The organism is Sphingobium tyrosinilyticum (assembly GCF_042654265.1).
Taxonomy (GTDB): Bacteria; Pseudomonadota; Alphaproteobacteria; order Sphingomonadales; family Sphingomonadaceae; genus Sphingobium; species Sphingobium tyrosinilyticum.
In genome coordinates this window covers 264,509-277,829 of sequence record NZ_JBHSFZ010000001.1, presented here as the reverse complement: position 1 = coordinate 277,829, position 13,321 = coordinate 264,509, and the positions used below count along the sequence as shown (strand labels likewise).

The window sequence follows — 13,321 nt, the reverse complement described above, 5'->3', positions numbered from 1 at the left end:
CATTTGAGATGGCATTGACCGATCCCCTGGGTGATATGCTCACCCGCATCCGCAACGGGCAGCAGGCGAAGAAGGACAGCGTTGTGTCCCCCGCTTCGAAGCTTCGGGCCCGTGTGCTCGACGTGCTGCAGCGCGAAGGTTACATCCGTGGCTATTCCGAGGAAACGCTCGGCAAGCATCCCGGCCTGCGCATTGAACTGAAATATTTCGAGGGCCAGCCTGCGATCAAGCATGTCGCTCGCGTGTCCAAGCCTGGTCGCCGCGTCTATTCGGGTTCCAAGGAACTGCCGATCGTGCGCAACGGCTTGGGCATCACCATTGTCTCGACGCCTCGCGGCGTTCTGTCCGACGCGGAAGCGCGCGAGCAGAATGTCGGCGGCGAAGTGCTGGCGGAGGTGTTCTGATGAGCCGCACGGGTAAAAAGCCGATTGCCGTGCCTTCGGGCGTGACGGCGTCGATCGAAGGCGGGCTGCTGTCGGTCAAGGGCCCCAAGGGCACCTTGGCGCTGCCGCTGCGCGACGAGATCAGCTACACGATCGAGGACGGCAGCATTCTGGTGAAGCCGGCCAATGACACCAAAGCCGCACGGGCTTTCTGGGGCATGCAGCGCACGCTGATCCAGAACCTTGTCACCGGCGTGACCGAGGGTTTCTCGAAGAAGCTGCTGATCACCGGCGTGGGTTACCGCGCCAACTCGCAGGGCAAGACTTTGAAGCTGCAGCTCGGCTATTCGCACGATGTCGATTTCGAGATCCCTGAAGGGATCGAGATCAAGACCCCGGATAACACCACGGTCGAGATCAGCGGCATTGACAAGCAAAAGGTGGGTCAGGTCGCCGCCGAGATCCGCCGCTGGCGCAAGCCCGAACCCTATAAGGGCAAGGGTATCAAGTACGCCGGCGAGTTCATCTTCCGCAAGGAAGGGAAGAAGAAGTAAGATGGCAAAGCTTTCCCTCTTCGCGCGGCGTCGTCGCCGCGTCCGCACCGCGCTCAAGGCAGTTTCGGGCCACAAGCCCCGCCTCAGCGTCCACCGTTCGGGCCGCCACATCTACGCCCAGGTCATTGATGATGCGCAGGGCAAGACCCTGGCCGCCGCATCGACCCTGGACAAGGACGTGCGTGGTAAGACCGGCGCCACTTCCGAAGCAGCCGCTGAAGTCGGCAAGCGTGTCGCCGCCGCGGCGACTGCTGCCGGCGTCACCCGCGTCGTATTCGACCGTGGTGGCTTCCTCTTCCATGGCCGCGTCAAGGCGCTGGCCGATGCCGCCCGCGAAGGCGGGCTGGAGTTCTGATCATGGCTGACGAAAACGATATCCAGTCGCAGGCGGGCGCTCCCGCTGCTGTCGAGGGCGGCGAAGCCGCACCGACCGAAGGTCGTGGTCCCGGCCGTGGCCGTGGCAACCGGGGTGGCGGTGACCGCAACCGTGGCGAGCGTGGCGGCCGTGGCCGTCGCGACGACCGTCGCGGCAACCGCGACGAGGAGCAGGGCGAAGAGCTGATCGAGAAGCTGGTTCACATCAACCGCGTCTCGAAGACCGTCAAGGGCGGTAAGCGTTTCGGTTTCGCTGCTCTGGTCGTTGTCGGCGACGGCAAGGGCCGCGCGGGCTTCGGCCATGGCAAGGCGCGCGAAGTGCCCGAAGCCATCAGCAAGGCGACCGCTTCGGCCAAGAAGGCGATGGTTCGCGTTCCGCTGAAGGAAGGCCGCACGCTGCACCATGATGGCCTTGGCCATTTTGGCGCGGGCAAGGTGACGGTCCGTTCGGCTCCGGCCGGTACCGGCATCATCGCCGGTGGTCCGATGCGCGCCGTGTTCGAAAGCCTCGGCGTGGCGGACGTCGTGACCAAGTCGAACGGCACGTCCAACCCCTATAACATGATCCGTGCGACCTTCGCGGCGCTGGGCGAACAGACCAGCCCGAAGTCGGTGGCGCAGCGTCGTGGCAAGAAGGTCGCCGACCTTCTGCGTCGCGGTGGCGCCTCGGCCGAAGTCGCGCAGGCTGATGCCGAAGCGATTGCGGAGTAAAGCGACATGGCGAAGATCAAGATCAAGCAGATCGGTTCGCCGATCCGCCGCCCTGCCGACCAGAAGAAGATTCTGATCGGCCTGGGCCTCGGCAAGATGCATCGAGTGGTGGAGTTGGAAGACACGGCGGAAGTCCGCGGTGCCATCAAGAAGCTGCCCCATATGGTGCAGGTGGTCGACTGACCCCTTGCCTCTCCCGCGTGCGGGGGAGGCAGCGAGACTTGGGTCCGCAGGGTGGGCCTTGGTTGCAGCGGTGAGGGCAGAAGCCCTCTCCCGCTTCGGCTAACCAGCAAGCTGGCAAGCCTCCATATCCTCTCCCGCGTGCGGGAGAGGATTACGTGTTTTCAGCGCGAACATAGCGAAAGCGAGTGCACATCATGAAGCTTAACGAACTCAACGACAATGCCGGCGCCCGCAAGGGCCGGATGCGCGTCGGCCGCGGTATCGGCTCGGGCAAGGGCAAGACCGCCGGTCGCGGCCAGAAGGGTGCCAAGGCACGCTCGGGCGTCGCCATCAACGGCTTCGAGGGCGGTCAGATGCCGCTCCACATGCGTCTGCCTAAGCGGGGCTTCAACAACATCTTCGCCAAGGATTACGCGATCGTGAACCTGGGCGCGCTGCAGAAGGCGATCGACGCCGGCAAGCTGGACGCCAATGCGACCATCGACCATGCGGCGCTGAAGGCTGCTGCTTTGTCGCGCGGCGGCAAGGACGGCGTCCGTCTGCTCGGCAAGGGCGAGCTGACCGCCAAGGTCAACCTGCTCGTCTCCGGAGCTTCGAAGGGCGCCATCGAGGCGGTCGAAAAGGCTGGCGGCAAGGTCGAAGTGATTGAGGTCGTGCCGGCGGCCGAGAAGGCAAAGGCCAAGAAGGGCACCGCCCTGGCTGCGAAGAAGGCCGCCAAGAAGGGCTGAGCCGACTTCCGAGGCTTGCAAGCATGACCCCGCTGTCCGATATGGGCCGGCGGGGTCATCTGTTTCAGGGAAGCTTTGTCGCGTGAAGCGCAACTCCCCGTTCGACAGGGCGGATCGCGCTCGCTAATGGGTTAGCGATTCACGCCGGGCCGTGACTCCGGCAAGAGTGTTTTGAAGGGCAGCCACCATGGCATCGAGAGCCGACCAGCTCGCATCCAATCTCAGCCTGGCGAAGTTCAGCCAGGCGACCGACCTCAAGAAGCGCCTGTGGTTTACGCTGGGCGCGCTGATCGTCTTCCGCTTTCTGAGCTTCGTGCCGCTGCCGGGCGTCGATCCGACCGCGCTGTCTCAGCTCTACAAGCAGACGAATGGCGGTATTCTCGACATCTTCAACACCTTCTCGGGTGGTTCGCTCTCACGCATGAGCTTGATCGCGCTCGGCGTGATGCCATACATCACGGCGTCGATCGTGGTTCAGCTCGCCGCCTCCCTTTCGCCGCAACTCGCGGCGATCAAAAAGGAAGGTGAAAGCGGCCGCAAGAAACTCAACCAATATACGCGTTACGGAACGGTCGGCCTGACCGCCGTCCAGGGCTATTTCATCGCTGTGGGCCTGGAAAGTTTCGGCGCGCAGTCGGGCGTTCAGGCCGTGGTCGATCCCGGCTTCCTATTCCGGATCGCGGCGGTCATCTCGCTGATCGGCGGCACGATGTTCCTGATGTGGCTGGGTGAGCAGATTACCTCGCGTGGCATCGGCAACGGCGTCAGCCTCATCATCATGGCGGGCATTGTCGCGCAGCTGCCTGTTACGCTCAGCAACCTGTTCAAGTCCGGCAGCGAAGGGTCGATTTCTGGCCTGTTGATCGTACTGGTCATTGCGATGGCCGTTGGCCTGATCCTGCTGATCTGCTTCATGGAGCGCGCGCAGCGCCGGGTGCTGATCCAATATCCCAAGCGCCAGACGCGCCAGGGATTGATGCAGGCCGATCGCAGTCATCTGCCGTTGAAGGTCAACACGGCCGGCGTGATCCCGCCGATCTTCGCAAGCTCGCTGCTGCTGATGCCGCTGACCATTTCGCAATTTGCCGGCCAGACCGTGGCAGGCGAGAGCAGGCTTGGCGACTTCGTGCTGACGCTCAATCAGTATCTGTCGCACGGCAGTCCCGTCTATATGGGGCTCTATGGCCTCGGCATCGTGTTTTTCTGCTTCTTCTACACGGCGGTTGTGTTCAATCCGGAAGAGACGGCCGATAATCTGAAGCGCAACGGTGGTTTCATTCCTGGCATCCGTCCTGGCAAGAACACGGAAAATTATCTGGATTATGTTCTGACCCGGATCACGGTGATCGGGGCCGCTTATCTGGCGATTATCTGCCTGGTGCCGGAATTTGCCATCGCGCGGGCGGGCATTCCCTTTTATCTCGGCGGCACCAGCCTGCTGATCGTCGTTAACGTTACGGTCGATACCGTGACGCAGATCCAGAGCCATCTGCTGGCTCATCAATATGGCGATCTGATCAAGAAGGCCAAGCTGAAGGGTCGCCTGCGCTAAAGGCGCATCACGTCAAGGCGCAAGAACAGGGGAGTATGCGCGCATGAATATCATTCTGCTGGGTCCTCCAGGAGCGGGTAAGGGCACGCAGGCCAGCCGTCTGGTTGAGAGCCGCGGCATGGTGCAGCTATCGACCGGCGACATGTTGCGTGCCGCCGTAAAGGCCCAGACGCCGATCGGCCTCAAGGCCAAGGCAGTGATGGAAGCGGGCGAGCTGGTTTCGGACGAGATCGTGTCCGGTATCATCGGCGAGGCGCTGGATGGTCTGACCGCCGGAACCGGTGTGATCTTCGACGGCTATCCGCGCACCGAGGCGCAGGCCCATTCGCTCGACGCCATCCTCGCGGATCGCGGCCGGACGTTGGATCATGTCATCGAACTCGACGTCGATGAGGACGCGCTGGTCGAGCGCATCACCGGCCGCTTCACCTGCGCCAGCTGCGGCGAAGGCTATCATGACAGCTTCAAGCAGCCGAAGGTCGAAGGCGAGTGTGACAAGTGCCACGGGCACGATTTCAAGCGCCGTCCAGACGATAATGAAGAAACCGTGCGGACCCGCATGGCTGAATATCGCGCCAAGACCGCGCCGATCCTTCCCATCTACGAAGCGCGCGGCATCGTGTCGCGGGTCGATGGCATGGCTGACATGGACGATGTGACGGCCGCGATTGCCGCGATATTGGACAGCAGCAAGTCCTGAGCTACTCTCCCCTCCCCGAACATGATTGGGGGAGGGGGCAGCCATGCGACGAATTTTCTCCGCGATCAGCGCTTTTGCCTTGTTAGGCGCGTCCGCCGCACATGGGGCCGTGACGTCGATCAAGGACAGCGGCTTCGCGATTGAAAACAGCGTCGAAATTGCTGCAGATGCCCAGAGCGTTTACGCGCTGCTCGCGGCCCCGGATCGCTGGTGGAGCAGCGCACACACCTATAGCGGCGTTGCGGGAAATCTCACCCTGGAGCCGCGCGCTGGAGGCTGTTTCTGTGAGCGCCTGCCGGGCCCCGGTGGCTCCTCCGGCAGCGTTGAACATGCCCGCGTCATTTTTGCCGCGCCCCATAAGCAATTGCGTCTATCGGGAGCCTTGGGACCGTTGCAGGCGGAAGGCGTCATGGGAACGCTCGATATCACCATTACCCCGACGAAGAAGGGCGTTCGGGTCACGGTGGGTTATGTGGCGGGCGGCTATGTACGCATGGGCATGGCCCCGATCGCGCCGATGGTGGATAAGGTTCTCGGGGAACAGCTTGCGCAGCTGAAACGGGTAGCAGAGGTTCGTAAGCCTTAGGTCCACCCAGCTGCTCCGCAGCACATGGAAATGCCATTCTGTTTCCGATTGGCGGTCATTTTAACGATTGATTGCTGTTTGATTGCTATTCCCGCCGGGTGAGTGGACCGCCTCATCGAACCCGCCTGTCGGAATTGGACGCCTTGCGCGGGATCGGCGCTCTCTGCGTGCTGGTTTTCCATTATTCGACGCGCTTTCATGAGCTGTTTCCGCAGGCAGCGCATGTGCCGTTCAGCTTCCCGGGAGGCAATTACCGGGTATTGCTGTTCTTCACGATTTCCGGCTTTGCCATCTTCTTCACGCTCGATCGGATTGGCAGCGTCGCCGACTTTGTAGTGAACCGCGTTGCGCGGCTCTACCCCGCCTATCTCGTCGCGATGCTGCTGACGCTGTCCGTCGAATATCTCGCCAAAGCGTCCCAATTGCTGATTGGCCCTGCAGCGATCCTGGCCAATATCACCATGCTTCAGGGCTTTGCCTTCTTGCCGGAGGTGGATGGGGCCTATTGGACGTTGACGGTCGAGATCGCCTTTTACTTCTGCATGATCGCCCTGTGGAAATGGGTGGGGATGAAATGGCTGGAACCCATGCTCGCGCTTTGGCTGGTGCTGCGCGGGATCTACGGGTTCTGGCCGGACATGCCCGAACGCATCGTGATGCTCTTCGTGCTGCGCTATGTGCCGTTTTTCGTCATCGGCATGCTGTCTTATCGCGTCTGGGCGGGGCGACGCCGCTGGCGGCAGCAGATGCCTTATGCAGTGCTTGCGCTGTTGTCCGTTGCCGCGATGGAAAGCTGGGACGTGACGCTGATCGCCTGCCTGCTGCTGGCGGGCTTCGCCGCGCTGATTGCCGGCCGCCTGCGGTGGATCGCGGCGCGGCCGCTGCTGTGGATTGGCGGCATCAGCTATTCCTTCTACCTGATCCACCAGCATGTGGGCTTTGTCGTGATGCTGAAGCTGGCGGAGCTGGGTTACAGCCCATGGATCGCGTTTTCGACGGCCTTCCTCGTTGCCCTGACGCTCGGAACCGCGATCAATCGCTTGGTCGAGCGGCCCGTTGGCGAAGCTATTCTGGCCTGGTGGCGCAGGCGGCGTGAGAAGGTCAGGATACCGGGCGAGGTGGCGGTAGATCCCACCTGACCCGCTAAAGAAGTCGGCGCACCCCAGCCAATCGAAGACACAAAAAAGGGCGCCGCCTCTATCCGGCAGCGCCCCTTCCTGATCACTGTTCTTACTGCGCGCGCGGAGCCGCCGCAGCAGCATTGGCGGGCAGGCCGCCCAGCTGCGTGACAAGCTTGGTATAGGCGTCGAGATAGGCGAGCACGATGACCTGGCCGATCTCCGTATTCTGGTAACCGCTGCCGCCGGCGGCCGCAAAACCGCCCCACCAGCCGCCACCCGCGCCGCCGCCGAAGCCGATATCGGTCTTGCGGGCGTAGCCCTCGGTCAGCGCCTCTTCCTCGGTCGTGCGGGCGTTCACGATCGACAGCGTGACGTTGGCTTCTTTCTTCTTGATGTTGAGTCCGCCCAGGACCGCGCCGCCAAAACCGCCCATCAGGCCGCCCAGCATGCCGCCGACATTGCCACCGCCCGAATTGCGGTTGGAAGAGACGATGTCGGGCTCCAGATAATAGTCGGCGGCCTTCACCTGGCCCCGACCCAGGTTGGAGCCGGCCTGGAGCTCGCCCGAATCAGCCATGGCGCGTTCCATCGCGCGGCTTTGCATGGCGCGACCGCGGTTGACGAGACCGAAGCAGCCAGACTGCTGGATGAACACCTTCAGGATCGCCTCCGGGCTACCCAGGTTCAGCTCACGCCACCACTGATTGTCCGGCTCGACGATAGCGACGGTGCCGATGCGGCGGGTGCAGCGTGGGATTTCCTGGGTGGCGCGCTCCTGTGCGCGGCGGCCGGACGAAGCCCCCTTGGTAGTGCCATCCTTATACGTCTTGCCGGACGAACTCATGTTCGTCTGCGCACTTGCCGCGATCGGCGTCACCGCCACCGACACCGTAACGAGCAGCGCGGAAACCGTCTTCAACATTGCCCCAATTCCCCTGTTTGTGCGGATGAAAAGCCATTTCTGATTATGATGCGAGCCCGCGAAGAACAAGCGGCCTTTAGCATAGCCCACCGCTCTTGCCTACAGACGGCGCGCGCCCTTCGCTGCACTGCTGACAGGCCGGCAAATGGCTGCTAGGGCGCGGCCATGACCGACCTCTCGCATATCCGCAATTTCTCGATCATCGCCCATATCGACCATGGCAAATCGACGCTGGCCGACCGGCTGATCCAGCGCACCGGGGGCCTCACCGACCGCGAGATGAGCGCGCAGGTGCTCGACAATATGGATATCGAGAAGGAGCGCGGCATCACCATCAAGGCGCAGACCGTGCGTCTCGACTATGTCGCGAAAAATGGGGAAACCTACGAACTCAACCTCATGGACACGCCGGGCCATGTGGACTTCGCCTATGAAGTGAGCCGGTCGCTTGCCGCGTGCGAAGGCGCGCTGCTGGTCGTCGACGCCGCGCAGGGTGTGGAAGCGCAGACGCTGGCGAACGTCTATCAGTCGATCGAGCATGATCATGAGATCGTGCCGGTACTCAACAAGATCGACCTGCCCGCTGCCGAGCCGGAAAAGGTGCGCGCGGAAATTGAGGAAGTGATCGGCCTCGACGCATCCGAAGCGGTGCTGGCGAGCGCGAAGTCCGGCATCGGCATCGACGAGGTGCTCGAAGCCATCGTCGCCAAGATCCCGCCGCCCAAGGGTGATCGCGACGCTCCGCTGGAAGCGATGCTGGTCGATAGCTGGTATGATCCTTATCTCGGCGTCGTCATCCTGGTGCGCGTCGTCAACGGCGTCATCAAGAAGGGCCAGAACATCAAGTTCATGATCGGGGGCACGGAGCATCTGATCGATCGCGTTGGTTGCATGCGGCCCAAGATCGAAGCGCTGCCGGAACTGGGGCCCGGAGAGATCGGCTTCATCACCGCGCAGATCAAGGACATCAGCCAGACCCGCGTCGGCGACACGATCACAACGGTCAAGAATCCGGCCAAGGCGCCGCTGCCAGGCTTCAAGGAAGTGCAGCCGGTGGTTTTCTGCGGCCTCTTCCCGGTCGATGCCAATGATTTCGAAAAGCTGCGCGACAGTATCTCCAAGCTTCGCCTCAACGACGCCAGTTTCTCCTTCGAAATGGAAACGTCGGCGGCGCTCGGTTTCGGCTTCCGCTGCGGTTTTCTGGGCCTGCTCCACCTGGAGATCATCCAGGAGCGGTTGACCCGTGAATATGATCTCGACCTCATCACCACCGCGCCGTCGGTGGTCTATGAGATGCACATGAAGGACGGGACGGTGCGCCATCTGCACAACCCGGCCGACATGCCCGATCCCAATCATATCGAGATGATCGAGGAGCCGTGGATCGAGGCGGTGATCTATTGTCCTGACGAATATCTCGGCTCGATCCTGAAGCTCTGCCAGGACCGGCGCGGCATCCAGAAGAACCTGACCTATGTCGGCGGGCGCGCCCAGGTGACTTACGAGCTGCCGCTCAACGAAGTGGTGTTCGACTTTTACGATCGCCTGAAATCGATCAGCCGGGGCTATGCGAGCTTCGACTATCACCAGATCGGCACGCGCGAGGGCGACCTCGTCAAGATGAGCATCCTCGTCAACAATGAGCCGGTCGATGCACTCAGCATGATCGTTCACCGCAGCGCCGCCGAAGCGCGCGGGCGGCATATGTGCGAGCGGCTGAAGGACCTGATCCCCCGCCATCTGTTCAAGATTCCGATCCAGGCAGCGATCGGCGGCAAGGTGATCGCGCGCGAGACCATCGCGGCGATGCGCAAGGACGTGACCGCCAAATGCTATGGCGGCGACATCACGCGTAAGAAGAAGCTCCTCGAAAAGCAGAAAGAGGGCAAGAAGCGGATGCGCGAATATGGCAGCGTCCAGATTCCGCAGGAAGCCTTCATCGCCGCGCTCCGTATGGGCGACGAAAGCTAGGGCCACGCGCAACCTGCGTCATGCTGCTGGGTTCTCGTTCGTGAGGAGGATGCAGCATGAAGCAGGAACCCAAGCCCGGTGACAAGGTAAGTTGGAAAAGCCATGGGAGCGAGGCGCATGGCAAGGTTGTGAAGAAGCAGACCAGCCCTACGCAGATCAAAGGGCACAAGGTTGCGGCGTCAAAGGATGATCCGCAGTTCATCGTCGAAACCGGCGATGGCAAGCGCGCCGCCCACAAAAAGGATGCGCTAGCCAAGGATTGACGCAGGCACGCCATCCATGATCATGTCCGGCTGCATCTTTGGACGGGGCGACTGATGAGTGAAGCGTGGCTGTATGACGAGCATCCTGCGATGTTCCGCGCGCATCCTTTTCTGTTCATTCTGCTGCTGATATCGGTTGTCGGCCTGCTCGCGATCGGCGTGTGGTGGCTGCGGGCCAAGGGTGAGCGGTTGGCGCTGTCCGACCGCGAAGTGCTGATGGAGCGCGGTCTGCTGTCGAAGCAGCGGACGGAGATTGCGCTGTCGAGCATCCGGAGTGTGCGCATCACCCAGACTTTCGGTCAACGCATCTTCGACGTTGGCAATGTGGAGCTTTTCAGTGCTGGCGACATTGCGGAAATTGCGATCAAGTCCATGCCGCGCCCTGGGCGCATTCGCAACATAGCAGCATCCCGCAATCTGGACCTGCTGCCGCAGCGCTGATTCGCAATCCTACTTGACTTCGCGCCAATTATTTTAACGATGTACAGATGAAGGGCCTGCCAGAGCCCCGACATGGGAAGGACGCCTCCAGGGTAACGCCGATCCGCAATGAAGCGGGGCGGCGCTGCAAGGGGATTTTCGTCCATGAGCTTGCCCGTGATGCCGCCGTTGCCTTTGCTTTCGAGCCAGCAGCGAGAAGATATCCGGCAGGCATGCGGCTTCGCCTGCGTCCGTTGCGGCGTCACCATCTACCGCTATCTGCGATTGCCCGAAAGCAACGGCGCGACGTTGCTCTGCCCCACATGCCATGGGTTGGTGGAGGAGGGGCGGCTGACATCCACGCAGGTGCACAGTTTTCATACCAATCCGGTGGTGCGGCAGCGCCATTTCGCCCGCGACCGCCTGCCTTTTTCGCCTGAGCTGCCGACCCTGATCCTGGGCGGCTCGCGGCAGTTGCGTGACACGCCCATTCCTCTGACGCTGGATGGCGAGCCGATCCTGATCTTCGCGCCGCCCCGGCGCAGCAATGGCGCGACCCGGATCAGCCTGCGCATGGGCGCGGCCGACGGGGCGCCGGTGCAGGTGATCGACGGCAATGAATGGCTGCCAACCGATGGCAGCTGGCACTTTCTGCTCCGAGGCGACCGCTACAGCGTCATGGCGGCGCGCGGCGATGGCATGGCGGTGCTGAGGATCGTGGCGCGCAACCGTATCGCGGTGGAGCATCTACGCACCACGATCCGGGGACGGCGGTTGGAAGTGACGCCCGACTGGTTGGAAATCGATGGGAAGCGCCATGTCGGCCGCGTCGGTGGCGGCACGCTGATCGGGCTGGAGTGCTGAGGCTACGCCTGCCGGCCTGCCTTGCTCTTGGCTGCGTTCAGTTGCGCTGCGGTGCGGATGAGCGCCTTCAGCGCTTCCGCATCGACGTGGTCGCCTTCGTAAATGTCGATCGCGCGTCGGGCATTGCCGTCCAGGCTGGCGTTGAACAAACCTGACGGGTCAGGGAGCGCGGCACCCTTGGCGAAGGTCAGCTTGACCTTGTCCTTGTAAGTCTCTCCGGTGCAGAGGATGCCGCCATGCGACCAGACCGGCACGCCGCGCCATTTCCATTCTTCGACAACTTCGGGCACCGCCGCATGGATCAGGCTGCGGACATGCCCAAGCATGTCGCCGCGCCAATCCGGCAGTTCGCGAATCCGCCCGTCGATCAGCTCCGACGCCGTTGTCCCGCTCTCCATGATCAACCGCACCGCGCCGAAGTGATCGTCATCCCCTCATCATAGCTGACGGTCAGCCGATCCGCGCGAAAGTCCATCGTCATGGCCATCCCCGGCGCACCCCAGCGCAGCGTGCGGGCTCCCGAGGCGGCAAGAAGTTGCGCCCCCACCTCCGCACTTGCCTTCTGTCCGACAAAGCGGTCCAGCCCGTCATTCCGGCACGCCCCTTCGACAGGCTGCGGGCCGGCGGGGCCCTGACCGCCAGCTCCCGAGCAAGCCGCCAGCAGGGCGAAGGGAAGAAGCGCGGCGATCCGCATATCATCTGCTCCTATTCGGTGCGTGTCATCTTGAGGCGCCCGCCCTTGACCGCAAAGGCTAGGCGGCCTTCGACCAGATCAACGGCATCGCGGCCGAATTGTTCGTAACGCCAGCCTTCGAGGATGGAGAGGTCGTCGCGAACCCCCGCCGCCAGCGCATCGATATCATCGGACCGGGCAATCAGCCGCGAGGCCACATTGATGTCGCGCGACCGGATCTTGAGCAGCAGCTTGAGCAAGTCGGCAACCAGCGCGCCGTCCTTCCCCAGGCCGGGGCGCTTGGGATCGCGCTCGGGCATTTCGTCCTTGTCCAGGGGCTGGTGGCTGGCGAGCGCCTGCATCAACCGCGCGCCGATATCATTCGTCTTCCAGGTGGCGGACAGGCCTCGCACCTTGCCGAGATCCTCCTGCGCGCGGGGCGGGTGGCTGGCGATGTCGGCCAGCGTCTCGTCCTTGACGATGCGGCCGCGGGGGAGGTTCTTGTCCTGCGCTTCGATCTCGCGCCAGGCGGCGAGCGCCTTCAGGCGGCCGAGCACATCGGCCTTGCGACTGGCGATGCGGACGCGCTTCCACGCTTCGGCGGGCTCATTCACGTAATTTTCCGCGTCGCTGATCCGCTCCATTTCCTGGTCGAGCCAGTCGCCGCGTCCCGTGCGCTTCAACTCTTCCAGCATCTTCGGGAAGATTTGGATGAGGTAGGTGACGTCGCCGATGGCATAGTCGATCTGCCGCTTGTCGAGCGGACGGCGCGCCCAATCGGTGAAACGCGCGCCCTTGTCGAGTTGCACCCCCAGCCACGCATCGACGAGGTTGCCATAGCCAATCTGCTCGCCCAGGCCGAGCGCCATCGCCGCGATCTGCGTGTCGAATAGCGGATGCGGCGTCTTGCCGGTCAGATTGTAGATGATCTCCAGGTCCTGCCCGCCAGCGTGAAAGACCTTCAGCACATCCTCATTATCGACCAGCAGGTCGAGCAGGGGCGAAAGGTCCAGGCCGGGCGCCTTGGGATCGATGGCGGCAGCTTCATTCTCGTCGGCGACCTGCACCAGGCAAAGGTCGGGCCAATAGCTGTTTTCACGCATGAACTCGGTATCGACCGCGATATAGGGCGATTGGGCGATCCGGGCGCAAAATGAAGCGAGAGTCTTGCTGTCGGTAATCAGCGGATGGATTTGCATATGGTCTTCGATCTTATTATGGGCTGGCCCGCTCCCCGGCGGGCTCGTCGATGTTCGACAAGACCGCCCATAGCGGGGCTGCAACAATTTGTCATTTCCGTAAAACGCAAGCGAAA

18 protein-coding genes are annotated in these 13,321 nt (G+C 62.5%); 14 read left to right on the top strand and 4 right to left on the bottom strand.

Annotated features, from left to right (window positions below):
* Positions 1-8 precede the first annotated feature (8 nt).
* The 10 genes from rpsH (at position 9) to ACFO3E_RS01340 (ending at position 6,911) form a co-directional block, all read left to right on the top strand.
* Entirely contained in the window at positions 9-404 is a 396-nt protein-coding gene (gene rpsH / locus ACFO3E_RS01385; protein ID WP_066525405.1) for a 30S ribosomal protein S8, read from the top strand.
* Entirely contained in the window at positions 404-937 is a 534-nt protein-coding gene (gene rplF, locus ACFO3E_RS01380) for a 50S ribosomal protein L6 (protein ID WP_066525402.1), read from the top strand. The genes rpsH and rplF overlap by 1 nt, the downstream gene beginning before the upstream one ends.
* Before the next feature lies 1 nt (position 938).
* The gene (rplR, locus tag ACFO3E_RS01375; protein ID WP_066525400.1) at positions 939-1,292 is read left to right on the top strand and encodes a 50S ribosomal protein L18; all 354 of its coding nucleotides are present in this window, start codon (positions 939-941) and stop codon (positions 1,290-1,292) included.
* 2 nt (positions 1,293-1,294) lie between these two features.
* Positions 1,295-2,023: a 30S ribosomal protein S5 gene (gene rpsE, locus ACFO3E_RS01370; protein ID WP_082919562.1), complete on the top strand. Its 729-nt coding sequence runs from the start codon at positions 1,295-1,297 to the stop codon at positions 2,021-2,023.
* A 6-nt stretch (positions 2,024-2,029) separates the two neighbouring features.
* The gene (gene rpmD / locus ACFO3E_RS01365) at positions 2,030-2,206 is read left to right on the top strand and encodes a 50S ribosomal protein L30 (RefSeq protein ID WP_066525397.1); all 177 of its coding nucleotides are present in this window, start codon (positions 2,030-2,032) and stop codon (positions 2,204-2,206) included.
* Between the two features lie 194 nt (positions 2,207-2,400).
* The gene (rplO, locus tag ACFO3E_RS01360; RefSeq protein WP_066525395.1) at positions 2,401-2,934 is read left to right on the top strand and encodes a 50S ribosomal protein L15; all 534 of its coding nucleotides are present in this window, start codon (positions 2,401-2,403) and stop codon (positions 2,932-2,934) included.
* Positions 2,935-3,121: 187 nt separating this feature from the next.
* A complete protein-coding gene (gene secY, locus ACFO3E_RS01355) occupies positions 3,122-4,486 on the top strand; it encodes a preprotein translocase subunit SecY (protein ID WP_066525393.1) in 1,365 nt (454 codons plus the stop codon).
* 43 nt (positions 4,487-4,529) lie between these two features.
* Positions 4,530-5,186, top strand: coding sequence for an adenylate kinase (locus ACFO3E_RS01350; RefSeq protein WP_066525391.1), 657 nt, complete (start codon positions 4,530-4,532; stop codon positions 5,184-5,186).
* 43 nt (positions 5,187-5,229) lie between these two features.
* Entirely contained in the window at positions 5,230-5,772 is a 543-nt protein-coding gene (locus ACFO3E_RS01345) for an SRPBCC family protein (protein WP_066525389.1), read from the top strand.
* Positions 5,773-5,870: 98 nt separating this feature from the next.
* The gene (locus ACFO3E_RS01340; RefSeq protein WP_066528832.1) at positions 5,871-6,911 is read left to right on the top strand and encodes an acyltransferase family protein; all 1,041 of its coding nucleotides are present in this window, start codon (positions 5,871-5,873) and stop codon (positions 6,909-6,911) included.
* A 91-nt stretch (positions 6,912-7,002) separates the two neighbouring features.
* On the opposite strand, the gene ACFO3E_RS01335 is transcribed toward ACFO3E_RS01340, so the two are convergent.
* A complete protein-coding gene (locus ACFO3E_RS01335) occupies positions 7,003-7,737 on the bottom strand; it encodes a CsgG/HfaB family protein (protein WP_066528826.1) in 735 nt (244 codons plus the stop codon).
* Between the two features lie 243 nt (positions 7,738-7,980).
* Between ACFO3E_RS01335 and lepA the strand changes: the two genes are divergently transcribed.
* From lepA to ACFO3E_RS01315, 4 genes are all read left to right on the top strand, one after another.
* Positions 7,981-9,786: a translation elongation factor 4 gene (gene lepA, locus ACFO3E_RS01330; RefSeq protein WP_380801884.1), complete on the top strand. Its 1,806-nt coding sequence runs from the start codon at positions 7,981-7,983 to the stop codon at positions 9,784-9,786.
* A gap of 56 nt (positions 9,787-9,842) precedes the next feature.
* On the top strand, positions 9,843-10,049 hold the full coding sequence (locus tag ACFO3E_RS01325; protein WP_066525379.1) for a hypervirulence associated TUDOR domain-containing protein: 207 nt from the start codon (positions 9,843-9,845) through the stop codon (positions 10,047-10,049).
* Positions 10,050-10,103: 54 nt separating this feature from the next.
* On the top strand, positions 10,104-10,490 hold the full coding sequence (locus ACFO3E_RS01320; RefSeq protein WP_066525376.1) for a PH domain-containing protein: 387 nt from the start codon (positions 10,104-10,106) through the stop codon (positions 10,488-10,490).
* A gap of 144 nt (positions 10,491-10,634) precedes the next feature.
* Positions 10,635-11,333: a hypothetical protein gene (locus tag ACFO3E_RS01315; RefSeq protein ID WP_380801880.1), complete on the top strand. Its 699-nt coding sequence runs from the start codon at positions 10,635-10,637 to the stop codon at positions 11,331-11,333.
* 2 nt (positions 11,334-11,335) lie between these two features.
* On the opposite strand, the gene ACFO3E_RS01310 is transcribed toward ACFO3E_RS01315, so the two are convergent.
* The 3 genes from ACFO3E_RS01310 to rnd are packed head-to-tail and all read right to left on the bottom strand — an operon-like array spanning position 11,336 to position 13,205.
* Positions 11,336-11,731 (bottom strand): DUF1801 domain-containing protein, encoded by a 396-nt coding sequence (locus ACFO3E_RS01310; protein ID WP_066525374.1) that lies wholly within the window; start codon positions 11,729-11,731, stop codon positions 11,336-11,338.
* Positions 11,732-11,733: 2 nt separating this feature from the next.
* The gene (locus tag ACFO3E_RS01305; RefSeq protein ID WP_066525371.1) at positions 11,734-12,027 is read right to left on the bottom strand and encodes an I78 family peptidase inhibitor; all 294 of its coding nucleotides are present in this window, start codon (positions 12,025-12,027) and stop codon (positions 11,734-11,736) included.
* Between the two features lie 11 nt (positions 12,028-12,038).
* On the bottom strand, positions 12,039-13,205 hold the full coding sequence (gene rnd / locus ACFO3E_RS01300) for a ribonuclease D (protein ID WP_066525367.1): 1,167 nt from the start codon (positions 13,203-13,205) through the stop codon (positions 12,039-12,041).
* Between the last annotated feature and the right edge of the window lie 116 nt (positions 13,206-13,321).